This is a genomic window from Mesoterricola silvestris (assembly GCF_030295405.1).
GTDB lineage: Bacteria > Acidobacteriota > Holophagae > Holophagales > Holophagaceae > Mesoterricola > Mesoterricola silvestris.
This window is the reverse complement of record NZ_AP027080.1, coordinates 4651533-4677871: the sequence shown is the minus strand read 5'-3', so window position 1 is coordinate 4677871 and position 26339 is coordinate 4651533. Positions and strand designations below refer to the sequence as shown.

The window sequence follows — 26339 nt, the reverse complement described above, 5'->3', positions numbered from 1 at the left end:
CAGTGAGAAACGAGCAGCCAGGCAATCCTTCGGCCGCCCCCGGTTGGAGGGCTGTCCAGGTTCGGTGGTGCGCGAATCAGGTGGTTCGCAGGTCCCTGAATCAGCTTAGGAGGAATTTGTATTTCCTGTTCATTCTCAGCCCGCCCAAAAGGGGGTTCAAGGTAAATGGCGGACAAATACCAGGCCCTTTTTTAGGGCGGAATTTTGATTCATAAGTTTTTTAAAAGCAGGGATTAAATTAGGGGTGGCCTCGTTCTGGAACGGGACTAGCCGCAAAAAAACAGGGCCCCGCCGGGAACCTGGGCCCGGGTTTCCGGCCGCGGTTCCGGTTCGGCCCATGGCCGGGTTGGCCCTGGCTAAGATGGGCCATGCGCTCCATTGCGATCACCCGGATCCACACGTCGCCCTTCCGCCGCTGGAAGGGGTTCCGGCGCCTGCAGCTCAAGGGTTATTCATGGAAGGGGCTGCTCCTTCTCTGGGGGATCCTTTCGGTGGCCTTCGCCTTCCTGCCGGAGGCCTGGGCCGCCTACCGGGTCAAACGGGCCTGGAACGCCTGGGCCAGCAGCGCCCACCAGACGGCCCATTTCATCGGGAGGCGCTGGGTGAGGTCCCTGGAACCGCCGGCCTTCGCCACCGGGGACGAGGCGGCGCTCACGGCGCAACTGGCCGCGGATCCCCTGGTGCGGGCCCTGGTGGACCCCGGGCGGGGCCAGGCGTGGGTCCGGGACGGGGACCGGCTGCGACCGGCGGCCCCGGGCGCGGACACGGACCAGATGCGCGCCTGGGCCCGGGAAGCGGCGGCATCCGGCGTGACGCCCTGGAGGCCCGGCCCGGATCCCCGGGGCCCCCTGCAGGAGTCCATCCTGGTGCTCCCCGCGGGGCGCTGGTTCGCCATCAAGCGGTGGCGGCCGGAAAGCCCCGAGGTGGAGCGGTTCCTCCAGGGCGTCCTGGGCAACCACGCCCGGGTGCGCTTCGGCCTGGTGGACTCCGGGGAGCACCTGCTCCAGAACCGGGATGCCCCGGACGCCGCCGGTTCCCACCTGCTCCAGACCGGGTTCACCCCGCGCGCCTCCCCCCAGCCGCTGCCGCCCTGGAGCCTCCAGGTGCCCCTCACGGCGGGCCTGGGCCGGGGTTCCGGGTACTACTGCCTCAAGAGCGACTTCGGCTGGGGCTGGATGGGGCTGAGCCTCATGTCGCCCCGGGAGGAGGAGGCCCAGCGCAACCTGCTCCTGCTGCACCGCGGCCTGGGGTGGCTCGCCTACGCGCTCTGGATCGTCGCCACCCTGGCGGGGCTCCTGGCCTACCGCCACGCCGCGCACCGGGAGCGCCTGGAGGCGGACCGCCTGGCCTCCCTCACCCACAGCCTCAAGACGCCCCTGGCCCTCCTCAAGCTCCGCTGCGATACGGTGCGCATCACGGAAGTGACGCGGGAGGCCCAGGAGGCCACCCTGCTCCAGATCGGCGAGGAGGTGGACCAGCTGGTGCGGCTCATCGAATGCGGGCTGGAGGGCAGCAGGCCCGCACGGCCCTCCTCCGGCCGGGATACCCTCACGCCGGCCTTCTTCGAGGAGGTGAAGGAGGAGCTGGAGGCCACCTTCGCGGAGGATGGGCGGTCCCTGCGGGTCACGGTGGACGCCGGGCCCTTCCGGGCGCCGGCCCTGGCCCTGAAATCCGCCCTGGCCACCCTGCTGGAGAACGCCCTCCTCCACGGGCGCGGCGCCGTCGCCCTGGAGGTGCGCCGGGAACGGCGCCGCGTCGCCATCGAGGTGACCGACGAAGGGGAGGGCCTCTCCGCCGGGATGCTGGAAGCCCTCCGGGAGCGCAAGGCCCAGGCCCCCTCGCCGGACCGCAAGGGCCGGGGGCAGGGGCTGGGGCTCCTCCTCCTCACCCGCATGGCGGAGCGCGAGGGGTGGGGCTTCCGTTTCCGGTTCCGGGACGGCGGGGGCTTCTCGGCCTTGCTGGAACTCCCGGTCTAGCAGACATTTCGATCCAGCATGGGGGCCCGGTAAAACCCGGCGATTTCTTGTCTGCCTTTATCCAACAGCCAGCGTTTTCATCGGGTTAGCCTGAAGGCAATCCCGCGCTGGCCTGGACCCCTGCGGACGCGATCCCGCATCGCCCCGCCGTAGGCCTGTTCCGGCTTGATCTGAAAAGGAACCCCCCATGTTCGTCCAGCCCTTCCTGCGGTTCGCGGCCCTTCTGGCCGCGCCCCTCCTGGCCCAGTCCATTCCGGTCACGGAGCATACGCTCTCCAACGGCATGCGGGTGCTCCTGGTGGAGCGGCACCAGCGCCCCAGCGTCGCCTGCGGCTGGGTGGTGCGGGCGGGGTCCGCCAACGAGCGCCCGGGCACCACCGGCATCGCCCACCTCTTCGAGCACATGATGTTCAAGGGCACCCGCACCCTCGGCACCCGGGACGCAGCCCGGGACGCGGAGCTGAACCGGCTCCAGGACCTCCTGCAGGCGCAGATCCGCAGGGAGCTGGACACGCTCCGGGAGAGGCTGCGCCGGGGGGAGATCGCGGACATGAACGACCCGGCCGTGCGCTCCCCCCGCCACCAGGACCTGCTACGGGACTTCGAGCGGCTGGCCACCGAGCAGCGCGCCCTGCTGGAGAAGAACGAACTGGTGCAGATCTACACCCGGGCCGGGGCCACGGAGCTCAACGCCGACACCACCAGCGACCGGACCTATTTCCATGTGACGGTGCCGGCCAACCGGCTGGAGCTGTGGGCCTGGCTGGAATCCGACCGGCTGCTCAATCCGGTGTTCCGGGAGTTCTACACGGAGCGGGACGTGGTCATGGAGGAGCGCCGCCAGCGGGTGGACGCCACCGCCATCGGGGTCTTCGAGGAGCGGTACCGCTCCCTGATCTGGCAGGCCCACCCCTACCACTGGCCCATCATCGGCTGGCCCAGCGACATCGCCCAGGTCACCCGTGAACAGGCCCAGGAATTCTTCGCCACCTACTACGCGCCCAACAACATCTCCGCGGTGCTGGTGGGCGATTTCCGCAGCCGGGACGCCCTGGCCATGATGGAGCGCTACTTCGGGCGCATCCCCGCCAACCCCGCGGGGGTTCCCCCCATCGTCACCACCGAGCCCCCCCAGCCCGCCCCCACCCGCCTGCTGGCCGAAGCCGACACCGGCGCGGAGGTGGTGATCACCTTCAAGGCCGTGAGCGGCCTTCACCGGGACGCCCCCGCCCTGGAGGTGCTGGCCGCCCTCCTGGGGGGACAGACGGGCCGGCTGAACCGGGCCCTGGTGCGCGCCCGCCGCAGCGCCACCGACGTCATGGCCTGGAACAAGGGCCTCAAGTACGCCGGCACCTTCGTGGTGTTCGGCGTTCCCGCCGGCGAGGACCGGTCGCCGGAGGTGGAGGCCCAGTTGCTGGAGGAGATCGCCCGCATCCAGCGGGAGGGGGTCACGGAGCGGGAACTGCGCAAGGTCAAGAACCGCTTTCAGATGGGCGCCTTCAAGCGCCTGGAGGACGACGCCGTGCTCGCCAACGCCCTGGCCGAGGCCGAAGGGGCCGGCACCTACCGGGATCTCCTGGAGGAACCCCGCTGGCTGGAGGCCGTCACCGCCGCGGACGTGCAGCGGGTCGCCCGGAAGTACCTGGTGAAGGAATCCATGAACACGCTCGTCTACAGCCGCAAAAGCGCGCCGGCCCGGGAGGGAAAATGATGAACCTCGGTGTCCCCACCCTCCTGATGCTTGCCTGCACCCTTGCGGCCCAGCCCATTCCCGCCCGCCCGGAGCTTCTCCCGGTCCAGCCCCTGGTCTTCAAGGCGCCCCGGGCCCGGGATTTCAAGGTCACCCTTCGCAACGGCATTCCCGCCTTCATCGTGCCGGACCCGGAAGGGCAACCCATCGTGCGGGTGAAGGTCCTGTACCGGGGGGGATCCTACCTGGATCCCGCCGGAAAGGAGGGCCTGGCCGCCCTCTTCGGGAACCAGATCCGCCGCGGGGGCACGGAGGTCACGCCGGTGGACGAGCTGGATGAGCGCCTGGCCTTCCTCGCCGCCGGCGTCCACGGCCGGTGCGGCGCCACCTCCGGCAGCCTCTCCCTGGAGGTGCTGGAAAAGGACCTGGAGACCGGCCTCGCCGCCTTCATGGAGGTGCTCACCCGCCCCGCCTTCGCCCAGGCCTCCCTGGACCTCGCCCGGCAGGACCAGCTCCAGGCCCTGGCCAAGCGGAACGACAGTGCCAACAGCATCTCCGGATACCAGTTCGGCTACCTGCTGCGGGGGGAATCCCACTTCGCCTCCGCCCAGGCCACCCAGGCCAGTCTGGCGCGCATCACCCGGGAGGATCTGCGGGCCTTCCACGCGCGCATCCTGCATCCGGCCAACCTGGTGGTCACCGCCAGCGGCCCCATCGACCCCAGGGCCTTCAAGGCGGTCCTGGACCGGACCGTGGGCGCCCTCAAGCCCGGCCGGGAGGCCAGGGTGAGCCCCCCCGTGCCCGCCCCCACCTTCACGCGCACTCCCGGCCTCTACCTGTGCGGCAAGGCGGGGCCCCAGAGCGTCGTGGCCCTGGCGGTGCCCGGCCTGCGCCGCGGCGACCCCGACTGGCCCGCGGCCATGCTCATGGAGGAGATCCTGGGGGGCGGGGGCGTTTCCAGCCGCCTCATGAAGCGGCTCCGCAACGACGAGGGCCTCACCTACGGCGTCAGCACCCGGCTGGAGCCGGGCACCTTCTGGAAGGGGGACCTGCTGTGCCGCTTCCAGACCAAGAACCGCTCCGTGGCCTACGCCCTCCGCCTGGTCCTGGAGGAGGTGGAGAAGCTCAAGCGCGAGCCCGTGGGCGAACAGGAGTTCAGCGTGGCCAGGGACGGGCTCATCCAGGCCTTTCCCAGCCGCTTTTCCGACGCGGAATCCGTGGCCGGCCTCTTCGCGGGCCAGAACCTGAACGGCCAGCCCGAGGACTATTTCCTGGACTTCCGGGAAAGGCTCCGGTCCGTCACCCGGGACCAGGTGCGGGAGGCCGCCCGGAAGTACCTGGACATGACCCGGATGGTGCTCCTGGTGGTGGGGGACGTCGAGGCGGTGCGCCAGGGCGACGCCAAGGACCACCCGGGCCGGCTGGGGGAAGGGCTTGGCCTGCCCGTCACCGTGCTGCCCCTGCGGGACCCCTCCACCCTGCGGCCCCTGCCCTGAGGGGGGCGCCTACCAGTACTTCTCGAAATGCACCTGCCCCGGCTCCTTCCGGGTGTGCTCCCGGAAGCCCTCCGCCTGGAGGATGCCCATCATGGCCTCCACCATGGCCGGGTTCCCGCACACGAAGAAGTCCGTGTCCTCCGGGCTGGGCTTGAATCCCCAGGCCCTCTCAAGGTCGCGGCCGGCCCAGAAGTCCTGCAGGTGGCCCTTGAAGCCCTGCCACCCGGGCTCGGGGCGGGAGAGTACCGGCAGGTAGGTGAAGTTCCGGTGGTCCCGCTCCAGGTGGAACAGCTCGTCCCGGTAGCCCAGGTCGCTGACGTAGCGGGCGCCGTGCACCACGGCGAACCTCCGGCCGGGTTCCGCGGCCAGGTGGGTGCGCAGCATGGACATGTAGGGCGCGAGGCCCGTGCCCGTGGCGATGAAGGCCAGGTTCCGCCCCGGGTCCACCTGGTCGAGGGTGAACATCCCGGTGAGCTTGGGCCCCAGCCAGAGGCCGTCGCCCTCCCGCAGCGCGAAGAGCCGGGGCGTCAGGGCGCCGCCGGGCACCTCCACGATGTAGAACTCCAGGAAGTCCCGGTCCAGGGAGGAGGAGGCGATGGAATAGGCGCGCCGGGGAAAGGCGTCGTGGCCTTCCTCCGGGAGCGCGCTGGCGCTGCGGGGCGCCTCGGCGGGCAGGCCCAGCACCGCGAACTGGCCGGGCTTGAAGGGGGGCAGGGCCCAGCCCCGGGGCTCGACGCGCAGGATCATCAGGCCGGGGGCCAGATCCCTGCGGTGGGTGACGGTGGCGTTGAGTTCCGGCATGGCGGCGCCTTTATCCAATGAGTGATTATCGCCCAATCGTCAGCGGCGGATGATTCCGAAGATGAGCCGGGCGATCCAGGGGATCCGCGCGGGGACCCGGGCCCAGGCCCACCGCGGCAGGCGCCGCAGCAGTCCGGGCGCCATGGCGGCGCCGCCGCGCACCACCCGGCTCTCCAGATCAAGGGTGTAGACCTGCCCGGGGAATTCCAGGCCGGCCAGTTCGGGGGCCACCCGCACCAGCTCGCCGTTCTGGTAGGGGAAGGTGACCACCCGGCCGTCCCGGTCCTGCCGGCCCACCCAGTCCACCAGGCGGCGGCACCGGAGGTCCTCGGCGTCATAGACCATCAACAGGATTCCGGACACTTAAACCTTGGCTTCATGAAGGGCGGCGGCCAGTTCCCGGGCCCAGGCGGCCAGCGGCTTCACGCCCTTGGGGGGTTCCAGGGCCTTCTGATAGCGCCGCAGCTCGCCCTCGTGGTTGATCACGAAGTCGCTCTCCTCCAGGTAGGTGGCCACGGGAAGCCGGGCGGTGCCGGCCAGGTCGGAGGGGATGGGCTCCAGCAGGAGGCTGAAGGGGACGGCCTCCAGGATCTCCCGGAGCTTGGCGGTCTCGGTCCGGCCGGAGAATTCCTCGTCGTGGAGGAGGACCAGGGCCTTCACCTCCCCGCTCTTCACCCGGGCCAGCAGCTCCTCCAGGTGCCCGAAGCGGAAGCCCCGCTCGGAGAAGCCGCGGCGATTGAAGATGCCGTCGCCGCTCAGCTGCAGGGTGGGGAACTGCACCGGTTCCAGGCGGTCCCCGCTGCCGTAGCGCAGGTCGGGGCTGGAGGCCAGGTCGCCAAGGCGCTGGGCGGCGTCGCAGCCGAAGGTGCCCTGGCCCACCACGGCCACGGAGCCCGCGGCGCGCAGGCGCGCGGCGATGGCTTCCAGGGTGCCGGGGGCCCCGTCCAGGAGGGGCGTCGCCAGGCGCCGGGCGGGATCCAGGTCGTAGCGGTGCCAGGCGAGGCGCTCGCTGTCCAGCATGAACTGGGTGGAGAGGCGGGTGCCCTGGGGACGGGGGCGGAAGCGCCACAGGCGGTTCTGGTCCACGTCGGCCCAGATGGGATTGGCCATGGGGGAATGGCGGCTGATGGTGGGCACCGGCTTGAGGTACCACACCCGCTTGTTGAAGCGGAAGTCCCGGCTGGTGAGGGCCCCCACGGGGCAGAGGTCCACCACGTTGCCCGCCAGGGGGTTCTCGTCCATGGTGCGGCCGGAGTAGGTTGTCACCTCCAGTTCCGAGCCCCGGTTGGCCACGATCAGCTCGCCCGTGCCCGAGATCTCCCGGGTGAAGCGCACGCAGCGGGTGCAGTGGATGCAGCGGTTCTTGTCGATGACGATCTTGGCGCCCAGGTCCTCGTAGCGGTACCGGCGCTTGGGCTCGGCCATGCGGCTGTCGCCGCTGCCGTACTGGTAGCTGTAGTCCTGGAGCTTGCACTCCCCGGCCTGGTCGCAGATGGGGCAGTCCAGGGGGTGGTTGATGAGCAGGAACTCCATGACCCCGGCCCGGCCGTCGGCCACGGCCTTGGAATTCGTGAAGACCTCCTGGCCGTCCGCGGCCAGGGTGGTGCAGGAGGTGGCGAGCTTGGGCTGCCCCTTGATCTCCACCAGGCACATGCGGCAGGTGGCCACGGGCGTCAGGGCGGAGTGGTAGCAGTAGCTGGGCACCGGATGGCCGGCCTGGGCGCAGGCGTCCAGGAGCAGGGTCCCCGGTTCCACGTTCACCTGGATGTCGTTGATCTTGAGTGTCGGCATGGCTTTTCCCGAGTCAGCCTTCCAGCATGAGGCAAAGGGGGGGATGGAACCAGGGGGGTATCAGGGCGCGCCCGGGGTGGCGACTAGGCAGTTCCTGCAGAAATTAAGGAATTCCTCCAGGTTCGGGATATCGATATTCACCCCGGAGGGCACCACATTGTGGATGGGGATGCGCTTGCGGAGCTCCCCGCAGGCCTCCAGGCTGAACACGAACCAGGCCCGCCGGTCCTCCTCCGAGGAGAGGTTGAACGAGACGATGCGGGTCTCGAAGAAGAGCTGGGGGCGGGTCTCGGCGTCGATGACCCGCCAGTCGGGGATGTGGCCCCGCCGGACGAACTGTTCCTTCAGCTCCTCCATGGTGTGCTGGATGGTGAACTGGACCTCCACCTGAACGTCCAATGGAACCTCCCTTGATCCTGCCCTGCATCCTATCGCCCTTCCGGGGTTTTCCCCTTCGCTTCTCCATGAAAGAATGGATCTTTCCGGGGAACGCCATGGCTACGGCTCTGATTTCGGTCTACGACAAGACAGGTCTCCTGCCCTTGGCCAAGGGCCTGGTGAACCTGGGCTGGGACCTGCTGGCCACCGGGGGCACCCTCAAGGCCCTGGGGGAGGCCGGCGTGCCGGTGCGGGAGGTGGCGGACTACACCGGCGCCCCCGAAGCCTTCGGGGGCCGGGTGAAGACCCTCCACCCCCGCATCCACGGGGGCCTCCTCTTCCGCCGGGACGACCCCGCCCACGTGGCGGACGCCGCCCGCCTGGGAATCGGCCCCATCGACCTGGTGGTGGTCAACCTCTACCCCTTCGAGGCCACCGTGGCCAAGCCCGGGGTCACCGCCGCCGAGTGCATCGAGCAGATCGACATCGGCGGCCCCAGCATGATCCGCTCCGCCTCCAAGAACCACGCCACGGTGACCGTCCTTACGGATCCTAACCAGTATGAATCGTTCTTGAAAAAGCAGGCCGAAGGCACCTGGTCCCTGGAGGACCGCCGGGCCTGCGCCCTGGCCGCCTTCCAGCGCACCGCCGCCTACGACGCGGCCATCAGCGCCTGGATGGCCTCCGGCGCCCTGGGGGAGGGCCTGCCCGAGCGCCTCAGCATCGGCCTGGAGGCCAAGCAGACCCTGCGCTACGGGGAGAACCCCCACCAGCCCGCCGCCTTCTACGTGCGCCCCGGCGCCCCGGCGGAGGGCATCGCCGCCTGCCGCCAGCTCCAGGGCAAGGAACTGAGCTTCAACAACCTCCTGGACGCCGACGCCGCGGCCCGCACCGTCTTCCAGTTCGCGGCGCCCTCCTGCGTCATCGTCAAGCACAACAACCCCTGCGGCGTGGGCCGGGGGCCCCATGTGCTGGAGGCCTTCCTGAAGGCCCAGGCGGGGGATCCCGTCTCCTCCTTCGGGGGCATCGCCGCCTTCAACCGCCCCGTGGGGGTGGAAGTGGCCCAGGCCATGGTCCAGAGCTTCTGGGAAGTGGTCATGGCCCCGGCCTTCTCCCCCGAGGCCCTCGCCCTCTTCGCCGCCAAGAAGCAGCTGCGGCTCCTGGAGACCCCCGCCACCTGGCCCCTTTCGGCCCACGGCCTGGACCTGCGCAGCATCGGCGGCGGGTTCCTGGTGCAGCGCCCCGACGACGCCTTCACCCCCGTGGACCAGTGGCAGGTCAAGGCCACCGGCAAGGGCCCCAAGCCCCTGGTGGAGGACATGGTCCTCGCCCAGACCGTGGCCAAGGCCGTGAAGTCCAACGCCATCGTCCTGGTGCGGGACGGGGGCACCGTGGGCATCGGCGCGGGCCAGATGAGCCGCGTGGATTCCGTGGAGATCGCCTGCCGCAAGGCGGGGGACCGGGCCCGGGGATCCATCCTGGGCTCGGACGCCTTCTTCCCCTTCGCCGACGGCCTGGAACTGGCCGCGCAGCACGGCGTTTCCGCCATCATCGAACCCGGCGGCTCCCTGCGCGACAAGGACGTCATCGAGGCCGCCCAGCGCCTGGGGGTATGGCTCTTCTTCACCGGCACCCGGCATTTCCGTCATTAAGAAAGTGGGATCATGAAAACCTCCGAACTCCGACAGCGCTTCCTGGACTACTTCGCCTCCCGCGGCCACCGCGTGGTGGCCTCCAGTTCCGTGGTGGGCCCCGCCGACGATCCCACCGTGATGTGGACCAACGCCGGCATGGTCCAGTTCAAGGACCTCTTCCTGGGCAAGGAGAAGCGCGACTACACCCGGGCCGCCACCTCCCAGAAGTGCCTGCGGGCCGGGGGCAAGCACAACGACCTGGACCAGGTGGGCTTCACGGCCCGCCACCACACCTTCTTCGAGATGCTGGGCAACTTCAGCTTCGGCGACTACTTCAAGGCCGACGCCATCGCCTTCGCCTGGGAACTGGTCACGGGCCCCCGGGACAAGGGCTGCCTGGGCCTGGATCCCGCGCGCCTCTGGGTGTCGGTCTTCGAGGGCGCCGACGGCATCCCCGCCGACGAGGAGGCCCGGGCCCTGTGGGCGAAGGCCGGCGTGCCCCCCGACCACATCCTGGCCTTCGGCAAGAAGGACAACTTCTGGCAGATGGGCGACACCGGCCCCTGCGGCCCCTGCAGCGAGATCCACTACGACCGCGGGCCCCAGTACGCCGGCGACGACCTCCCCAACGGCGAGGGCGACCGGGTCATGGAGATCTGGAACCTGGTGTTCATGCAGTACGACCGGGACGCCCAGGGCAACCTCAAGCCCCTGCCGCGGCCCAGCATCGACACCGGCATGGGCCTCGAGCGCGTGGCCAGCATCCTCCAGGGGGTGGACAGCAACTACGAGATCGATCTCTTCCAGCCCATCTTCGAGGCCATCTGGAAGCGCGCCAAGGTGGACCCCGCCCAGCGGGCCGAGACCACCAACCGCACCGCGAGCCAGGTCATCGCGGACCACATCCGCGCGGCCACCTTCATGGTCTTCGACGGCGTCGTGCCCAGCAACGAGGGCCGCGGCTACGTGCTGCGCAAGATCATCCGCCGGGCGCTGCGCTTCGGGCGCAAGCTGGGCATCGAGGGGCGCTTCTTCGCCGAGCTCTGCCCCTCCGTCTTCGCCGCCATGGGCGACGCCTACCCGGAGCTGGAGGCCGAGCTGAGCCGCATCTCCAAGACCCTCGCCCGGGAGGAGAACCAGTTCAGCCTCACCCTCACCACCGGCCTCAAGCAGCTGGAGAGCCTGGACACCGCCTCCGGCTCCATCCCCGGCACGGAGATCTTCAAGCTCTACGACACCTTCGGCTTCCCCGTGGACCTGGTGGAGGACTGGTGCCGCGAGCGGGGCCTGGCCTGCGACCTGGAGGGCTTCAACGCGGCCCTGCGGGAGCAGAAGGCCAAGGGCCGCGCCGCCATGAAGGTGCACGACATCCGCCTGGGCGGGGACCTGGCGGCCCTGGCCGATCTGCGGGCCACGGCCTTCCTGGGCTACGAGGTCACCGAGGCCCAGGCCAAGGTCATGGCCCTCTTCGACGCCGGCAGCCGGCGGGTGAAGGAACTCACCGGCACCGGCTTCGTCCTGCTGGACCACACCCCCTTCTACGCCCAGAGCGGCGGCCAGGTGGGCGACACCGGCGTGCTGCGGGCCGAAGGCGTCACCTGCACGGTCACCGACACCACCGCCCCCGCGCCCCGCCGCCACCTGCACCACGTGGCCGTCTCCGGCAGCCGCGCGCTGCGCGAGGGCGAGACGGTCCTTGCCTCCGTGGACGCCGAGCGCCGCGCCCGCATCCGGGCCCACCACACCGCCACCCACCTGCTCCACGCCGCCCTGCGCGACGTGCTGGGCACCCACGTGAAGCAGGCCGGATCGGTGGTGGACCCCGAGCGCCTGCGCTTCGACTTCAACCACTTCGCCCCCCTGGAGCCCGACCAGGTCCTGGAGATCGAGCGCCTCGTCAACGAGCAGACCCTGGGCGCCTACCGCACCACGAGCCAGGTCATGCCCATCGAGGAGGCCCTGGCCGCCGGCGCCATGGCCCTGTTCGGGGAGAAGTACGGCGAGACCGTGCGGGTGGTCTCCGTCCCCGGCTTCTCCCGGGAGCTGTGCGGCGGCACCCACGTGGCCAACACCGGCGAGATCGGCCTGGTGAAGATCGTCAGCGAGGGGGCCGTGGCCGCCGGCGTGCGCCGCCTGGAGGCCGTGGCCGGCGCCGCCGCCCTGCACCGGCTCCAGGAGGACGAACACCTCCTGGGCGCCCTGGCCCGCCAGGTCAACACCCCCCGCGAGGCCCTGGGCGGCGTCATCGCCGCCAAGGAGGCCCGCATCCACGAACTGGAGCGGGAGCTCAAGGAGACCCGCCTCAAGGCCGCCAGTTCGGGAGGCGCCGCCGAGCAGGTGGAGCAGATCGGGGGCCGCACTGTGGTCACCCTCTCCGTGGAAGGCATCGACGGCCCCGCCCTGCGCGAGATGATGGACCAGGTGCGCACCCGCCACCGCAGCGCCGTCATCGCCCTGGCCTCGAAGCTCGCCGAGGACAAGCTGGCCATCCTGGTGAGCGTCTCCCTGGACCTGGTGGCGAGCGCCGACGCCGGCGCCCTCCTGAAGGCCATGGCCCCCTTCGTGGACGGCCGCGGCGGCGGCAAGAAGGAACTGGCCCAGGGCGGCGGCAGCAAGCCCCAGGGCCTCCCCGAGGCCTTCGCGGCCCTCAGGGCGGCGCTGGGGTAGGGGCGCCGGCAAACCCCAGGTGCCTTGAAACCGCGATGAAGGGGCTGTCCCAGGTCGAGCGGATCCCTGTTCATCCCATGGATCGGCGTTCATCCCGGTTTCCGCAGGGCTGCCGCAGAGGTGGGTCGGAGCGCATGTTACTTGACGTCCTTGAACCTAGGCCGGCGACAACTCCCGGCGAAGTTTAACGGGGATAAACAGGATCCAGGGGAAAAGGCAGGATAAAGAACGTCAGGTCAATGCTGGAGCCAGAACCCCGAGAACAACCCATCGATTCATGACCTAGGGCTTGCCGCCTTCAACCCAGCGGGAACCCCGGCTCAGCCGATCATCCCCAGGTAGGCTCTCCACAGCGCCGGCCCGTAGAACACCACCACCGGCGTCGCCAGGGCCAGGCCGCAGCCGAAGGGGAGCATGGTCTGGGCCTTGGCCTTGCGCAGGAGCAGGAGTGGCAGCCCCACCGCGCTGCCCAGCAGGGCGCCCCCGAACAGGATCCCCAGCATCGGCGCCCACCCCCAGAAGGCCCCCAGCCACGCCAGCATCTTGAAGTCCCCCATGCCGATGCCGTCGGTCTTCCGGATGAGGCGGTAGAGGAGGTTGAGGCCCCAGGGGACGCCGTACCCGATGGCCAGGCCCAGGAGGCTGTCCTGCCAGGTCACGCGCGGGCCCAGGGTGCTCCAGCAGGGCGCGGCCTGCAGGGCGTTGCCGAAGGTGTCGACGCTCAGGATCGTCAGGCCGGGGGCCCAGATGGACGTGAGGTGCAGGGGCCATAGCATCTGGGGGATCGTGAAGAGCACGCCCAGGGCCATGAGGGGGAACTGCAGGGCGTCGGGCAGGATGAATTCGGTGAAGTCCGTGAAGAAGAGCACCAGGAGGGCGTAGCCGCACACCACCCCCTTGGCCCAGATGAGGGTGCCGAAGGGGAACACCCACACGGACCCGGCCAGGAGGGCCCCGGCCAGGAATTCCACCAGGGGGTAGCGCACCGGGATGCGCCAGCCGCAGCTGGCGCACCGCCCCCGCAGCCAGAGCCAGCTCACCAGGGGGATGTTGTGCCAGGGGCGGATGCGGGCCTTGCAGCTGGGACAGTGGCTGGGGCGGCGCACCACGTCCCGGTCCGCCTCGGCCTCCTGGGGCAGGCGGTGGATGAGCACGTTGGCGAAGGATCCGAAAACAAGGCCGAAGGGAGCCAGGATCGCCGAAAGGAACCAGGTGGGAAAATCGAAGGTCGGCATGGGAAAAGCATAGCAAGATGGGGAACCTCGGACCTTTCGTTGACATCCTTAACGAATAAATAACTTAAAATGTCCTCCGGAGTTGAACATGAAAGCCGCCCTCATCGCCGCCCTCCTCTGCGTCCTCCCGGCCCTGGCCCAGACCCCGGCCGCGCCTCCCGCCCAGGAGGCGCCCCAGGCCCGGCCGCGCGTGCAGATCCTCACCAGCTACGGGCCCGTGGTGGTGGAGCTGGAGCCCGCCCTGGCTCCGAAAACCGTCGCCAATTTCCTCCGCTACGTCAAGGAGGGGCACTACGCGGGCACCATCTTCCACCGTGTGATCGCGGGATTCATGATCCAGGGCGGCGGAATGCTGCCGGACCTGACGGAAAAGCCCTGCCACGAGCCCATCCCCAACGAGGCGGCCCCGGCCTTCCAGGGCGGGCTCCGGAACACCCGGGGCACCATCGCCATGGCCCGCACCGAGGACCCGGGTTCGGCCGCGGCCCAGTTCTACATCAACACCGCCGACAACGCCGCGCTGGACTACAAGGATCCCTCGGCGGCGGGCGCGGGCTACTGCGTCTTCGGCCGGGTGGTCTCGGGCATGGAGGCCGTGGACAAGATCGAGAAGGTGAACACCATCATGCGCAAGGGCATGCAGAACGTCCCCGAGTACGCGGTGCGGATCAAGTCCGCCGAGGTGGTAGCGGCGCCATGAGGAGGCCCTTCGTCAAGCCCTTCCTGGTGCTGATGTACGTCTTCCTGATGCTCTTCGTGTTCACGGTGGCGGGCTTCCTGCTGTCGATCTTCCTGGGGGGGCGCAGGGCCATGGGCAAGGTGGCCCAGGTGTACTTCGCCCACATGGGCCGCATCTGGGGCGTGCGCCACGAGATCGACGGGTGGGAGGACCTGCCCGCGGAGATCCGCGAGGGGCGCCAGCCGGTGATCTACATCGCCAACCACACGTCCTACCTGGACGCCATGATGCTCACCTGCAACCTGCCCAACCACCCGGTTTACCTGGCCAAGATCGAGATGCTCCTCATCCCCGTGCTGGGCCCGGCGTGCTGGATGGGCGGGTGCATCTTCATCAACCGCCGGAACCGGCCCAAGGCCATCGCGTCCCTCAAGCGCGCCGCGCGCCTCATCCACGACGGCGCCACCGTGGCCGCCTTCCCCGAGGGCACCCGCACCCGGGACGGCGCGCTGCTCCCCTTCAAGAAGGGCGTCTTCAACCTGGCCCAGGACGCCGACGTGCCCCTGGTGCCCCTGGGCCTCACGGGCGGGTTCGAGATGCTCCCCGCGGGCGGGTGGCGGGTCACCCCGGGCACCTTCCGCATCCACGTGGGCCGTCCCATCCTGCCTTCCGAGATTCCAGACCTCGACGTCCTCAGGGAGACGGCCCACGAGGCCGTGAAAGCCCTGGTGGCCAAAGGCTAATTTGGGTGGGAACATGGGGGTTGGATCTTTCTGACCTTCCAGGAGCACCGCAATGGCCCAATTCGATCTCATCGTCATCGGCTCCGGCCCCGGAGGCTACATCGCGGCGATCCGCGGCGCCCAGCTGGGCCTGGCCACCGCCATCGTGGAGAAGGATCCCGCGGGTCTCGGCGGCACCTGCCTGCGCCGGGGCTGCATTCCCGCCAAGGCCTGGCTGGAGACCGCCCACCGCTACGACCAGATGTCGGACCTCGCGGACTACGGCATCGCCGGCGTGGACGTCTCGGCCCTCAAGGCCGACCTGGCCGCCATCGTGAAGCGCAAGAACCGCATCGTCCTGAAGAACGGCAAGGGCGTCGAGTTCCTCATGAAGAAGAACAAGGTCACCTTCCTCAAGGGCACCGGCCGGCTCCTGGGCGGAGGCAAGGTGGAGGTTTCCGGCGAGACCCACGAGGCCCGCAGGATCATCCTGGCCACCGGTTCCGTCCCCAAGGAACTCCCCGGCATGGAGACCGACGGCGTGCGCGTGGTGAACAGCGACCACCTCCTGGACATGACGGAGCTGCCCTCCAGCCTCGTGATCCTGGGCGCCGGCGCCATCGGCGTGGAGTTCGCGTCGGTCTTCGCGCGGCTGGGCTCCAAGGTGACGCTGGTGGAGTTCATGGACCGCATCCTGCCCATCGAGGACGCCTCCATGGGCGAGGAGCTGGCGAAGATCCTGGCCAAGAAGGACAAGATCGACGTGCGCGTGAAGACGAAGATCGCCTCCATCGAGCGCTTCCCGGACAAGGTGGTCTGCCACCTGGAAGGGGAGAAGGGCGGCGTCGTCGAGTGCAGCCACCTCCTGGTGGCCGTGGGCCGCGGCCCCGTCACCGCGGGGGTGGGCCTGGAGGCTACCAAGGCCGTGGTGGACCGCGGCTTCGTGACCGTCGACGCCTACCTCGCCACCGCCGAGCCCGGCCTCTACGCCATCGGCGACATCGTGAAGACCCCCATGCTGGCCCACGTGGCCTCCGACGAGGGCATCGTGGCCGCCGAGCACGCCGCGAAGTCGCTGGGCAAGGACGTCCATCCCCACCCCATCAACTACGACCGGGTGCCCAGCGTCACCTACTGCGACCCCGAAGTGGGCTGCATCGGCCTCACCGAGGCCCAGGCCCGGGAAAAGGGCCACGACGTGCAGGTGGGCTCCTTCCCCTTCATGCCCCTGGCCAAGGCGAACATCATCGGCGAGCCCCACGGCTTCGTGAAGATCGTCGCCGACCGGAAGTACGGCGAGATCCTCGGCATCCACATCATCGGCCCCAAGGCCACGGAACTGGTGGCCTCGAGCCTGGCCCTCCTGGGCGGCGAGTACACGGTGGACGAACTCATCAACACGATGTACCCCCACCCCACCCTCAACGAGGCCTTCCCCGAGGCCGCGCGGGCCGTGTACGGACGGGCCCTGAACGCCTGATCCCCTCCATCCTGTGCGTCCGCTCCATCCCCGTTCCCGCAGGGCCGGAACCGGGATGGGTCGGCGCCCCTAACGGATTTCCACCTCCACCATCCCCCCCGCCGAGCGCCCCTGGTGGGTCACGCACCGGACGACGACCCTGCCCTTGCCCTGTTGGCCGAAGATGCCGTCCGCCAGGATGGGCTGCCAGGTGAAGCTGTCGCCGGTGCGGCGCCCGGCCAGGGTGCCGTCAGGCTCCAGGAAGTCCACCGTGTAGGCCATGGGGACCACCTCCTCCTGGTCGCCGACCAGGGTGAAGCGGGCCTGGCAGGTGCCGCCCCGCGGCTCCACGGCGCATTCCAGGAGCAGGGTCCAGGCGGGCTCCCGGGCCGGATCGCCCTGGCCCAGGGAGACCACCGACGGTTCCGTCGCCACGAGGACGTGCCCCGGCGAAAGGGGGAGGAGGGCGCGGGGGCCCCGCAGGGCGCCGTAGGTCCCGTCCAGGGGCACGGCCATGCCGTCCCGGAGCAGGCCGCTGCGGGTGACCGGCAGGGCGGGATCGCCGGCCAGGGTGGTGAGGGAGCCCCGGGCGGCATCCCAGAGGCGCACGGCGTGGTTGCCCCGATCGGCGATGAGGAAGGCGCGGCCGCAGGGCTTGAGGTCCCAGGGGTCGTTGAGGCAGGGGGCGAGGGGGGGCTCCGGGCCCGGGCCGATATCCCGGAAGCCCGGCGCATCCACCTGCCCCAGCACCGTGGTCACCTGGCCGGTTCCCGGGTTCACTTCCCGGACCGCATGGCCATCCAGGACATAGAGACGGGCCGGGCCCATGGGGCGGGGGGTCCGTTGGAGGCCCTTGAGGTTGGTGAACTGGGCCACCTGGCGCCCCCCGTCCCGGGACCCGGTGTTGCCCACCTGGCCGGCGACCGTGGTGACGCCGTGCAGGCGGTGGACTTTGCGCACGACGGCATTCCCCTGGTCGGCCACGTAGAGGGACTGGTCCCACGGATCCCAGGCCAGGCCCTGGGGGGTGTTGAACCGGGCCTCGAGAGGATCCACCGCGTCCAGGTGGCCCGGATGGCCGGCGGTGCCCGCCAGGGTGCCCACCCGGCCCACGGGGGTCACGGTCCGGACGACGTGGTTCCCGCTGTCGGCCACCATCACCCGCCAGGAGGCCCCCCAGCCCCACCCCATGCCCTGGGCGAGGAAGGTGGGCCGGTTGAACCGGGGAGGCGGCTCCCGCAGGCCGGCCAGGGATTCCACCACCCGCCTCAGGCAGCCCTTGGGCGGGGGCGAGTCCCGGTGACCCGGCTGGCCCGGGTCCCCGCACCAGGTGCGCGCCTTCCGGTCCGGGTCCAGGACGTGGAGGGCATGGCCGCCCGCGTCGGCCACCAGGACGGAGGGCCGGGGGCCGAGATGCACCTCCAGGAGACCGCTGGGCTCCGCGCAGCGTGCCGCCAGGCCTGGGCCTTCCCCGTCCTCCGGGAGGGGGAAGAGCCCCCGGGGGAGGAGACGCCGGGTTTCCACGCAGCTGATCCAGGTGCCGCCCCCGGCCGGGAGGAGGGATTCCACCCGGCAGCGCCGGGTCCAGCCCCGCAGGGTGAGCAGGGCCCGGTCCTGGCCCGAGACGTCCCTGCGAACGGTCTGGGAGCCCTCCCGGTACGTGAGCCGCGCCCCGGCGGCGCCCGGGCGGAAGGTCCAGGTGAGCTGGGCGGGCAGGCCGTAGCCCACTTCCAGGGGATGGGCCCACAGGGAGGTGCGCGCCACGACCCCGGGCCGGGGACGCCACCGGACGTCGCCCTCCACGAAGGGCAGGAAGGTGGAGTAGGGGGCCGCCCAGTCCGGGCCCAGCACCTGGCCCACCAGGGCCACGGGGACATCGGGAAGGGGGATCAAGGTCACGGTGGCCTCCCCCCACACCTCCGGCGAGGCCGCGAGGGTGGCGCGGATCCGCGTCCGTTCCGCGGGACCTCCCGCCGGCGCCGTGTAGACGCCCCTGCCGTCCAGGTGGCCCGGCCCCCCCTCCGAGAGCGTCCAGAGCCACAGGTCCGGCTCCCGCTCCCCCCGGGCCCAGGAAGGCGGCCTGGACGGGTCGGCGCCCGGCGCCCGCGCCAGGGTGGCCTGGAAGGCGCACCTCTGCCCGGCCCCCAGCACCACCTCCGCCGGGGCCACCTGCACCTGCGCGAGACCCGGCAGACAGGCCAGGATTCCCCATGCGAGCGTCCCCCCCATCCCGCACCTCCCAGCCAGAAGGTGGGACCTCCACGGGCCTGGTTCCCTACGGTCTGAAGGTCACGAACCCCGTGATCTCCGGCGTGGCGAAGGTGCCGCCCTTTTCCGTGAAGCCGAAGCGCCACCGGGGCAGCCGCTCGTGGCTGAAGACCCAGGTCTGCTGCAGGCCGTACTTGTCCACCCGGGTGAGGTGGGTGCGGTAGGGGGTCTCGTTGTAGGCGAAGGAGAGATCCAGGGCGAAGCCCCTCCAGAATGAGCCGCCGGGGCCCTGCCAGGCCAGGCCGGCCCAGGCGCGCCAGAACTGGCCGCGGGTCACCACGGTGCGCAGGGGGCTGTGGGCGGGCAGGCTGATCCAGATCTCCTCGGCCTGGGTCCAGGCGCGGAACGGGCCGAAGGAGGTCCAGGCGGCGGCCCCGGCCAGGAAATTGGTGCCCCCGCTGCTCTGCAGCTCGGAGGCGCGGCCCGTGGGCACCTGCACCGTGGCCCCGGCGCGGCCCCCGTGGCGGCGGTCGCCCCAGGGCAGGACGTAGCCCAGGTCCACGCCCTGCACCTGCAGGCGGGGCCTGTCCAGATCGAAGACCGTGACCCCGTTGCGCTCCAGGTGGTACCGGTCGTCGAAGGTGGGGTCCTGGTCCCGGCCGCCCTGCTCGACCCCCAGGAGGTTGTGCCAGTTCATGATGGCCCGGGAGGCGATGCCCGAGGAGCGGTAGACGAGGCGGGTGCGCACATTGAAGCGCCCGGGGCCCAGGGCCCCGGCCAGGTCCGAGGTGAGCTGCCATTCCTCGCCCTGGAGGTGGGCGTGGGTGACGCCGTTGTCCGTGATGTCCCGGCGGTCCGAACGCAGGAACTGGTTGGTGGCCTCCAGGGAGAACTGCGTGGTGCCCTCGGGCAGGGGCTCCGGGAAGATCATGAGCCAGGCCAGCCGGTTGGGATGGGGCGTCTCCTGGGCCTGGAGCGGGAGGAGCAGGGCGAGGGCCAGGGCCCAGCGGCACGGGTGCATGGGGCCGGTCCTAGCGCAGGGCGACCTGCTCGGAGAGCAGGGCGGAGAAGGTGGCGTCCAGCACGTAGGGCCGCACCACCAGCTGCGCCACGCCGTGCCGGCGCGCGGCCAGTACGATGGCGGTGGAGATGTCCTCGGCCGCCAGGACGATGGGGGGCAGGTCCTCGCAGGTGGCCTGGAGCCGCTTGACGAATTCCAGGGATTCCACCACCGTCATGTCCCCGTCCAGGAGCAGCACCCCCAGGTTGGGCTGGCGCAGGAGCTCGAAGACCTCCTCGGGGAAGGTGGTGGAGAGCACGCGCCCGAAGCCGTCCTCCTGGAGGAAGCCCTTGAGGATGTCGTCGAAGGCCGCCGTGCGGGAAAGGACCACCACGGCCCGGCTGCGCTTCTTGAGGCGGGCGAGGACGTCGCTCTTGGCGGCGGGCTGGGCCTCCTCCTCTTCAGGCTTGGGGGGCTCCGGGGGGGGAGGCGGCGCCTCCGCCTTCACCTCGGCGGGCCTGGTCTTGGGCTCCTCCTGGGGCCTGGGGCGCACCAGGGGCTCGTCCGCAAGGAGGCCGGAGGAGGGGGGCTCCGCCTTGCGCCGGGTCTTGGGGGGCAGGGAGGAGGGAATGGCCGAGGTGCGGGAGGCCACCAGGCCCCGCAGGGCCCCGGCCACGTCCGCCTTGGGCCGGGAGAACGCGATGCCCATGGTCAGCCCGCCGGAGCCGGCGTCCAGGTACACCGCCTTGCCCTCCAGTTCCATGACCGCCGGACACTTGGGGACCTTGTTGAGCTTGATGAGCATGAAGGGCTGGCCCACCGGCACGAGCCCGGTGCCCAGGGGCAGGCGCTTCTCGCCCTTGATGGCCATGCCCTTCTCCACCCGGAGCCGGACGCCGGATTCGGAGATGTTCTCGATGGTGCCCGTGATGCCCACCCCGTCGAAGAGCCCGGTGAGGGCCGTGATGGTGGCGCCCTCCTTGGGGTTGAGGCGGGCCCGGGGCGCGCCCCGGCGCTCCTTGAGCTCCAGGGCGTCGGGGAGCTCCAGCACCGCCACGCCGCTTCGGGTCTCCAGGAGCCGGGCCGAGCCTCCCAGGCGCAGCCCCTCCTGGATGAAGATCAGCTCGACGGCGTTGCCCTTTTCCGCCAGCAGGGGCCCGGTGATCTGGAAGGTGACCGTGCCCTCGGACTCGTCGATGCCCTGGACGACGGCGGGCACCTCGGCCTTGCGGGGTCCGGACAGGGTGAAGGGCGCCCGCACCCGCTGGGCGTCCTCCAGGTAGGCCAGGACCAGTTCCTGGGAACCTCCGCCATCCTTCTTGTCCTTGCCAAAGCCAAAAATGGCCATAATCCCTCACGGTTTTCTGATGCTAGCATCGGCCCGTCGGAACCCGTCCTTGAACTGAAATCAACCCAGGAATTGATGGTAACCTCGTTCCCTATGCCTGAGCTCATCCCCCGATGTTTCCTGATCGCCCACCAAGGACCCCAGGACCGGGATAATGATATCGAAGTGCATCTGGCCGAGCTGGAGGAACTGGCCCGGGCCTGCGACCTGGAGCCCGTGGGGCGGGAGCGCCTGAAGCGCGCCACCGTGGAGTCCCGCACCTTCTACGGCAAGGGCCAGATCGAGGCGGTGGCCCACAAGGCCCGGAACCTGGGCGCGACCATGCTCCTCTGCGACAACGAGCTCTCCGGAAGCCAGGTCCGGAACCTGGAGAAGGCCACCGGCATGACCTGCCTGGACCGCACCGGGCTGATCCTCGCCATCTTCGAGCAGCGGGCCCAGACCCGCGAGGCCAAGGCCCAGGTGGAACTGGCCCGGTACGAGTACGAGCTGCCCCGCCTCAAGGGCGCCTGGACCCACCTGGAGCGCCAGGTGGGCGGAGTGGGGGTGCGCGGCGGCGCCGGCGAGACGCAGATCGAGGTGGACCGCCGCATGACCCGCCTCCGCATCAGCCAGCTCAAGAGGGAGCTGGAGCACCTCCAGCGGGTCCGCCGGACCCAGGGCCAGGGCCGGAGCCCCAAGGCCCCCCGGGTGGCCCTGGTGGGCTACACCAACGCCGGCAAGACCAGCATCCTGAAGGCGCTCACCGGCGAGGGGGAGCCCCGGAACATGCTCTTCGCCACCCTGGACACCACCACCCGGAAGGCCTGGCTGGGCGTGGACGAGACCACCGGGGAGCCCCGCCAGGCCCTCGTGTCGGACACCGTCGGCTTCATCCGCAAGCTCCCCCACCAGCTGGTGGCCGCCTTCCGTTCCACCCTGGGGGAGGTGCGCAGCGCCGAGGCCCTCCTGGTGGTGGCCGACGCCTCCAGCCCCGACCTGGAGGACCACCTGAAGGTGGTGGGCGCCACCCTCAAGGAGATCGGCTGCGAGGACCACGCCCGGCTCCTGGTCCTGAACCAGGCCGACCGCCTCACCCGCCCCCGGCGCCTCGACCTCAAGCGCGCCCACCCCGAAGCCGTCCTCACCTGCGCCCTCACTCGGGACGGCGTGGAGGAGATCCGGGAATGGCTCCTGGAACTCATCCCCGGCCCCCCCCGCCCCCGTACGCCGGAGGCCTGGGAGCTCTGAGGGGGGCAATGGCGGCAGTCCCCGCCGGGGGCCGCAAGGGAATGAGCCAGGTTCCATCCGCGAACCCGACCCATCGGGGTCCGGACCCCTCGCGCCGACCCATCGGTAGCGCATTCGCAGCAGCAAGCTGCTGCGAATGCGCTTGCCGTAATCCGGGGACGGAGGTTGGATGGGGGAGTGGGGCGCGCCACGTTCCGTTCCCGGCCCGACAAGGCGGTGCGCAGGAATGGAGGCATTCCCTCCTTCCCTGTGTCATCCACCTCCGGCCACCGGCAGGTACGGACGGGATCAGTGGCGGCGGCGGTTCAGGATGCCTTCCAGCCGCGTCACGTCCAGGGTTCCCAGGCCGGAGGCGGGGTTGTAGTCGGGGATGGCCTTCCAGTAGAGGTTGTCGCCGGTGGTGACGGCGTGGAAGGGGCTCCGGGGGCCGTAGCCGTACTTCTTGTAGATGTCGTAGAGCTGGGGGTTGAGGAAGCCGATGCGGCGGCCGGCGGCCTGGGTGAGGAGGGACGCGATGCCGTTGAGCTGGGGGGCCACGAAGCTGGTGCCGCCGTTGCCGGCGTAGAAGAGGCCGTCCTCGCAGGTGAGGTAGCCGGTGAAGGGGTCGGCGTTGAGGGAGACGTCGGGGACGTTGCGGCCGGGGTAGCCCGCTTCGATGGTGAGGTCCAGGACGGCGCCGTCCAGGCTCGGGTAGTTGGGGTAGTAGTAGAGGCTGTTGAAGGCCGCGGGCGTCCTCCGGCGGCCGGCGAGGCCGTGCTGGTAGTGGGGGGCCTCGAAGTAGGTGCTCACGCCCCCGCCGCCGCCCACGGGGAAGAGGTTGGCGTCGTAGTAGTACTGGCCGTACCACTGCACGTAGTAGGGCTCGAGGTAGTTCCAGGCCCAGGGGCGCTCCTGGGGCACGGTGATGGTGCCGTGGGCGCGCTGGATGGTCACGGGCTGGGTGGTGCCGCCGGCGGCGGTGACGTAGGGATCCGAGGCCGGGTGGTCCACGGTGTTGACCGGCGAGTAGAAGGGCGTGTAGAAGTTGCGGTTCAGGTCGAAGGCGCCGGAATCGCCGGAGGAGGCGATGACGGGGATGCCCTGGGCCGCGGCCTCCATCATCACCTGCTTGTAGGCGGTGGCGGTGTCTTCGTCCAGGTAGACTTCGGCCGAGCCCCAGCTCACCGACAGGGAGTCCACCTTGTTGTCGGAAACGGCCCGGTAGAACAAGTCGATGAACCCGGAGGCGGTGTTGGGCGCCTCGTAGACCAGCATCTTGGCCATGGGGGCCACGCCTCCGGACTGCTGCACGTCGAGGGTCGTCTCGCCGGAACCGTTGGTGCCGGCGCCGCCGTCCAGGGGGATCTCGGTGATGCGGTTGGCCAGCACGGGAAGCCCGATGGCCGACCAGTACCGGTAGGCGTCGGCCTGCTTGAAGGTCGCCAGGGTGGCGATGCCCAGGGTGGTCCCCTTGCCCGTGATATTGCGGCCGTAGAGCGGATTGATGTTGTAAAAGTTGGCCACGTCGCCCACGGTGTAGCTGCCCGGCGTCGCGGTCGCCAGGGTGCCCGGAGCGGGCATGGCCACGGCGGTGGGGGCCTCGGCCTGGGCGGGAGCCTGGGCCCGGGCGGTGGTGAGCGCGTGGGAGCGCACGGCGGGCTGGGTGTCCAGGCCGGCCACGAGCAGGACGATATCGCCGATTTCCGTGGGCACCTTCGGCCTGCGGGTGGGCCTCTGGTAGCGGTGCCCGCCTTCCTTCCAGCACACCAGGTCCGTGGACAGGAGGGCGCTGAACTGGGAGGCGGTGCCGGTCGCCCGCACCACCATGTGGCTGTCGTACACCTCGTTGATGGTGATCCCGTTCTTCGTCATGAAGTCGAGCACCTCATGGAACTGCCAGTCCAGGGGGCCGAAGTACTCCGCGAATTCGCGGGTGGAGAGGAAGTGGCGGAAGCCCCAGTGGTCGGGATCGACGCTGTTGTCGATGAACCTTTCCAGAAGCTGGGTGTTGCGGAGCTTGAAGACCAGCGAGACCGTCTGGGGCTCCTCGGCGGCGACCGGGACCGGCGTATCGGCCATGGCGGGGATGCTGCCGGCGCCCAGGATCAGGGCGAGGCCGGCAAGGGAAAGGTGGTGGCGAAGACGCATTGCTCCCTCCTTGCAGGGGATATGGCGTGAAAAAGGCTGAAGGGCGCTCAAGGCGCCAGGTGGGTTTGAGGTCATGATTGGCGTCCAGCCAACCGTGGTCAAGGAATGAATTGTTAAAAAACATGAAGAGAAAAAGAGCTGGCGCCCCGGACCGAATCCAGAGTCAAATAGTCAACCTTTCCGAACCACGGGCCGATCAGATGGCAGGTCCCTCCGGAGGCGCGGCATGAATGACCTGAAGTTGTCCTTGAAGATCTTCCTGTCCGTGGGGGTGGTGCTCGCCCTGGTGATCCTGGCCTCCGCCTGGGCCGTGGGCACCCGGGAGGCCGATCTCATGGAGAAGGCCTTCGACGACAACCTCACCACCATGTCGGTGGCCTCCCGCAACATGTTCCACGCCACCGCGGAGGCCTACTGCGCGTCCCGCGGCATGACCTACCACCGGGTGGAGCCCGGGCGCTACGCGCCGGGGGCCGCCGGGGACTTCGAGCGGGCCTCCCTGGAGGCCTTCGCCGCGGATCCCGGCCTGGACCTGCGCCGGGCCAACCTCAAGGAGGACGGGGAGGGATTCAAGTACACCCTCGCCCCGGCGCGCCTGAAGGAGGAGTGCATCCTGTGCCACGGCGCCGTGGGCATGGAGGCCTTCAAGGACCGCAAGCCCGGCGACCTGGTGGCCGCCTTCGGCGTCTCGGTGCCCACCGCCGGCCTGGAGGGGCGGGTGGCCCGCACCCGCCTGATCACCGCCGCGGCCGGGTTGGGCCTCCTGGGGCTCCTGAGCTGGATGGTCACGCTGTCCGTGCGCCGCAATGTGCTCCGGCCCCTCCAGGGCTTGTCGGGCACCTTCGGGCGCATGGCGCAGGGGGACCTCACGGCCCGGGCCGAGGTGCGCTCCCGGGACGAGATCGGCCAGCTGGCCGGAGCCTTCAACGGCATGGCCGGGCAGCTGAACCGGGCCCTCCAGGACGTGAACCTGGCCTCCCAGCGGGTGGCCTCCGGCAGCATGGAACTGGCGGCCAGCGCCGAGGAGATGACCCGCACCGTGGGCGAAGTGGCCCAGGTGAGCCTGGGGCTGCGGGACGCCGGCCGGGGGGTGCAGGAGGCCCTGCAGCAGCTGGACCAGAACGCGGAGACCATGGCCGACCAGTCCCGCCACACCGGGACGGAGGCGGATTCGGCCGTGGAGGATACGGACAAGGGGGCCCGGGAAGGCCGGGGCACCGCCGAGGGCATGCTGGCCATCCAGCAGGCCACGAACCGCATCGTGGTGGCCGTGCAGGCCATCCAGGGCATCGCCCGGCAGACGAACCTCCTGTCCCTCAACGCCGCCATCGAGGCCGCCAAGGCGGGCAACGCCGGCAAGGGTTTCGCCGTGGTCGCCGAGGAGGTGCGCAAGCTGGCCGAGCGCAGCGCCCAGAGCGCCCGGGAGATCGAAGGCATCCTCCGGCTCACCGAGGAGGCCGTCACCGGCGGCGGCGCCAGCGTCCAGGTCACCCTCGACCACCTGGAGACGGTGCGCGCCCGCATCTCCGCCATCGCCGGCCGCATCGGCTCCATCGGCGCCCTGAGCCGGGAACAGGCCGAAACCAGCGGCCGCGTGGGCCAGCTCATGGATTCCACGGCCCGTCAGCTGGACCAGAACGCCACCGCGGCGCATCAATTGTCGACGGCGGTCCAGGAAGTGGCCAGGACCTCCGACGATCTGGCCTCCGTGGCGGACGGACTGAAGAGCCTGGTGAACCGCTTCAAGCTCTGACGCACCGTACCCGCATCCTGCCTTTTCCCCTGGATCCCGTTTATCCCCGTTTGAACTTCGCTGGGAGTTGTCGCAACCTTTGCGTCAAGGACGTCGAGTAACGTGCGCTCCGACCCACCTCTGCGTCAGCCCTGCGGAAACCGGG

The 26339-nt window shown here is 70.2% G+C and carries 19 protein-coding genes; 10 read left to right on the top strand and 9 right to left on the bottom strand.

Going from position 1 to position 26339, the window contains the following annotated elements; all coding sequences use genetic code 11:
- The first annotated feature begins 368 nt into the window (after window positions 1-368).
- The 3 genes from R2J76_RS20065 to R2J76_RS20055 all read left to right on the top strand — a co-directional run bounded on the left by R2J76_RS20065 (window position 369) and on the right by R2J76_RS20055 (window position 5162).
- The gene (locus R2J76_RS20065) at window positions 369-1976 is read left to right on the top strand and encodes a sensor histidine kinase (protein ID WP_316413444.1); all 1608 of its coding nucleotides are present in this window, start codon (window positions 369-371) and stop codon (window positions 1974-1976) included.
- A gap of 187 nt (window positions 1977-2163) precedes the next feature.
- Window positions 2164-3687: a M16 family metallopeptidase gene (locus tag R2J76_RS20060; RefSeq protein WP_316413443.1), complete on the top strand. Its 1524-nt coding sequence runs from the start codon at window positions 2164-2166 to the stop codon at window positions 3685-3687.
- Window positions 3684-5162 (top strand): M16 family metallopeptidase, encoded by a 1479-nt coding sequence (locus R2J76_RS20055; RefSeq protein ID WP_316413442.1) that lies wholly within the window; start codon window positions 3684-3686, stop codon window positions 5160-5162. The genes R2J76_RS20060 and R2J76_RS20055 overlap by 4 nt, the downstream gene beginning before the upstream one ends.
- Before the next feature lie 9 nt (window positions 5163-5171).
- Here the strand turns inward: R2J76_RS20055 and R2J76_RS20050 are convergent, their stop codons facing one another.
- From R2J76_RS20050 to R2J76_RS20035, 4 genes are read right to left on the bottom strand one after another with little or no spacing between them, the layout of a single operon-like run.
- Complete coding sequence (locus tag R2J76_RS20050) at window positions 5172-5963, bottom strand: ferredoxin--NADP reductase (RefSeq protein ID WP_316413441.1); 792 nt, start codon at window positions 5961-5963, stop codon at window positions 5172-5174.
- Between the two features lie 39 nt (window positions 5964-6002).
- On the bottom strand, window positions 6003-6308 hold the full coding sequence (locus R2J76_RS20045; protein ID WP_316413440.1) for a thiol-disulfide oxidoreductase DCC family protein: 306 nt from the start codon (window positions 6306-6308) through the stop codon (window positions 6003-6005).
- Window positions 6309-6326: 18 nt separating this feature from the next.
- Window positions 6327-7754, bottom strand: a complete 1428-nt coding sequence (locus R2J76_RS20040; RefSeq protein WP_316413439.1) for a 2Fe-2S iron-sulfur cluster-binding protein — start codon at window positions 7752-7754, stop codon at window positions 6327-6329.
- 60 nt (window positions 7755-7814) lie between these two features.
- Window positions 7815-8153: a hypothetical protein gene (locus R2J76_RS20035; RefSeq protein ID WP_316413438.1), complete on the bottom strand. Its 339-nt coding sequence runs from the start codon at window positions 8151-8153 to the stop codon at window positions 7815-7817.
- Window positions 8154-8248: 95 nt separating this feature from the next.
- Here R2J76_RS20035 and purH point away from each other — a divergent pair, with 95 nt between their 5' ends.
- Entirely contained in the window at window positions 8249-9784 is a 1536-nt protein-coding gene (purH, locus tag R2J76_RS20030) for a bifunctional phosphoribosylaminoimidazolecarboxamide formyltransferase/IMP cyclohydrolase (RefSeq protein ID WP_316413437.1), read from the top strand.
- 12 nt (window positions 9785-9796) lie between these two features.
- Window positions 9797-12433 carry an alanine--tRNA ligase gene (gene alaS, locus R2J76_RS20025; protein WP_316413436.1) on the top strand — a complete coding sequence of 879 codons (2637 nt, stop codon included), beginning with the start codon at window positions 9797-9799 and terminating at the stop codon, window positions 12431-12433.
- A 320-nt stretch (window positions 12434-12753) separates the two neighbouring features.
- Here alaS and R2J76_RS20020 read toward each other — a convergent pair whose 3' ends face one another.
- Complete coding sequence (locus tag R2J76_RS20020; protein WP_316413435.1) at window positions 12754-13668, bottom strand: prepilin peptidase; 915 nt, start codon at window positions 13666-13668, stop codon at window positions 12754-12756.
- Window positions 13669-13771: 103 nt separating this feature from the next.
- Between R2J76_RS20020 and R2J76_RS20015 the strand changes: the two genes are divergently transcribed.
- Genes R2J76_RS20015 through lpdA form a run of 3 tightly spaced genes read left to right on the top strand, consistent with a single transcriptional unit; the run spans window position 13772 to window position 16549 of the window.
- Window positions 13772-14368 (top strand): peptidylprolyl isomerase, encoded by a 597-nt coding sequence (locus R2J76_RS20015; protein ID WP_394366853.1) that lies wholly within the window; start codon window positions 13772-13774, stop codon window positions 14366-14368.
- Entirely contained in the window at window positions 14365-15090 is a 726-nt protein-coding gene (locus R2J76_RS20010) for a lysophospholipid acyltransferase family protein (protein ID WP_316413433.1), read from the top strand. Before R2J76_RS20015 ends, R2J76_RS20010 begins: the two co-directional genes overlap by 4 nt.
- A gap of 52 nt (window positions 15091-15142) precedes the next feature.
- The gene (lpdA, locus tag R2J76_RS20005) at window positions 15143-16549 is read left to right on the top strand and encodes a dihydrolipoyl dehydrogenase (RefSeq protein WP_316413432.1); all 1407 of its coding nucleotides are present in this window, start codon (window positions 15143-15145) and stop codon (window positions 16547-16549) included.
- A gap of 69 nt (window positions 16550-16618) precedes the next feature.
- Here the strand turns inward: lpdA and R2J76_RS20000 are convergent, their stop codons facing one another.
- Genes R2J76_RS20000 through R2J76_RS19990 form a run of 3 tightly spaced genes read right to left on the bottom strand, consistent with a single transcriptional unit; the run spans window position 16619 to window position 21084 of the window.
- Complete coding sequence (locus R2J76_RS20000; protein WP_316413431.1) at window positions 16619-18757, bottom strand: NHL repeat-containing protein; 2139 nt, start codon at window positions 18755-18757, stop codon at window positions 16619-16621.
- A 46-nt stretch (window positions 18758-18803) separates the two neighbouring features.
- Complete coding sequence (locus tag R2J76_RS19995; protein WP_316413430.1) at window positions 18804-19757, bottom strand: DUF3187 family protein; 954 nt, start codon at window positions 19755-19757, stop codon at window positions 18804-18806.
- Between the two features lie 10 nt (window positions 19758-19767).
- A complete protein-coding gene (locus R2J76_RS19990; RefSeq protein ID WP_316413429.1) occupies window positions 19768-21084 on the bottom strand; it encodes a response regulator in 1317 nt (438 codons plus the stop codon).
- A 75-nt stretch (window positions 21085-21159) separates the two neighbouring features.
- On the opposite strand from R2J76_RS19990, the gene hflX reads away from it, so the two are divergent.
- A complete protein-coding gene (gene hflX, locus R2J76_RS19985) occupies window positions 21160-22314 on the top strand; it encodes a GTPase HflX (RefSeq protein ID WP_316413428.1) in 1155 nt (384 codons plus the stop codon).
- A gap of 288 nt (window positions 22315-22602) precedes the next feature.
- Here hflX and R2J76_RS19980 read toward each other — a convergent pair whose 3' ends face one another.
- Window positions 22603-24441, bottom strand: coding sequence for a S53 family peptidase (locus tag R2J76_RS19980; protein ID WP_316413427.1), 1839 nt, complete (start codon window positions 24439-24441; stop codon window positions 22603-22605).
- A 226-nt stretch (window positions 24442-24667) separates the two neighbouring features.
- Here R2J76_RS19980 and R2J76_RS19975 point away from each other — a divergent pair, with 226 nt between their 5' ends.
- A complete protein-coding gene (locus R2J76_RS19975) occupies window positions 24668-26194 on the top strand; it encodes a methyl-accepting chemotaxis protein (RefSeq protein ID WP_316413426.1) in 1527 nt (508 codons plus the stop codon).
- The last annotated feature ends 145 nt before the right edge of the window (window positions 26195-26339 follow it).

Bases quoted from the DNA above. Each gene is read 5' to 3' on its own strand.
- R2J76_RS20050 (WP_316413441.1), bottom strand. From the start codon at position 5,963: ATGCCGGAACTCAACGCCACCGTCACCCACCGCAGGGATCTGGCCCCC.
- R2J76_RS20020 (WP_316413435.1), bottom strand. From the start codon at position 13,668: ATGCCGACCTTCGATTTTCCCACCTGGTTCCTTTCGGCGATCCTGGCT.
- R2J76_RS20065 (WP_316413444.1), top strand. From the start codon at position 369: ATGCGCTCCATTGCGATCACCCGGATCCACACGTCGCCCTTCCGCCGC.
- R2J76_RS19990 (WP_316413429.1), bottom strand. From the start codon at position 21,084: ATGGCCATTTTTGGCTTTGGCAAGGACAAGAAGGATGGCGGAGGTTCC.
- alaS (WP_316413436.1), top strand. From the start codon at position 9,797: ATGAAAACCTCCGAACTCCGACAGCGCTTCCTGGACTACTTCGCCTCC.
- R2J76_RS20055 (WP_316413442.1), top strand. From the start codon at position 3,684: ATGATGAACCTCGGTGTCCCCACCCTCCTGATGCTTGCCTGCACCCTT.
- R2J76_RS20000 (WP_316413431.1), bottom strand. From the start codon at position 18,757: ATGGGGGGGACGCTCGCATGGGGAATCCTGGCCTGTCTGCCGGGTCTC.
- R2J76_RS20010 (WP_316413433.1), top strand. From the start codon at position 14,365: ATGAGGAGGCCCTTCGTCAAGCCCTTCCTGGTGCTGATGTACGTCTTC.
- lpdA (WP_316413432.1), top strand. From the start codon at position 15,143: ATGGCCCAATTCGATCTCATCGTCATCGGCTCCGGCCCCGGAGGCTAC.
- R2J76_RS20045 (WP_316413440.1), bottom strand. From the start codon at position 6,308: ATGGTCTATGACGCCGAGGACCTCCGGTGCCGCCGCCTGGTGGACTGG.
- R2J76_RS19980 (WP_316413427.1), bottom strand. From the start codon at position 24,441: ATGCGTCTTCGCCACCACCTTTCCCTTGCCGGCCTCGCCCTGATCCTG.
- R2J76_RS19995 (WP_316413430.1), bottom strand. From the start codon at position 19,757: ATGCACCCGTGCCGCTGGGCCCTGGCCCTCGCCCTGCTCCTCCCGCTC.
- R2J76_RS20060 (WP_316413443.1), top strand. From the start codon at position 2,164: ATGTTCGTCCAGCCCTTCCTGCGGTTCGCGGCCCTTCTGGCCGCGCCC.
- R2J76_RS19975 (WP_316413426.1), top strand. From the start codon at position 24,668: ATGAATGACCTGAAGTTGTCCTTGAAGATCTTCCTGTCCGTGGGGGTG.
- purH (WP_316413437.1), top strand. From the start codon at position 8,249: ATGGCTACGGCTCTGATTTCGGTCTACGACAAGACAGGTCTCCTGCCC.
- R2J76_RS20040 (WP_316413439.1), bottom strand. From the start codon at position 7,754: ATGCCGACACTCAAGATCAACGACATCCAGGTGAACGTGGAACCGGGG.
- hflX (WP_316413428.1), top strand. From the start codon at position 21,160: ATGGTAACCTCGTTCCCTATGCCTGAGCTCATCCCCCGATGTTTCCTG.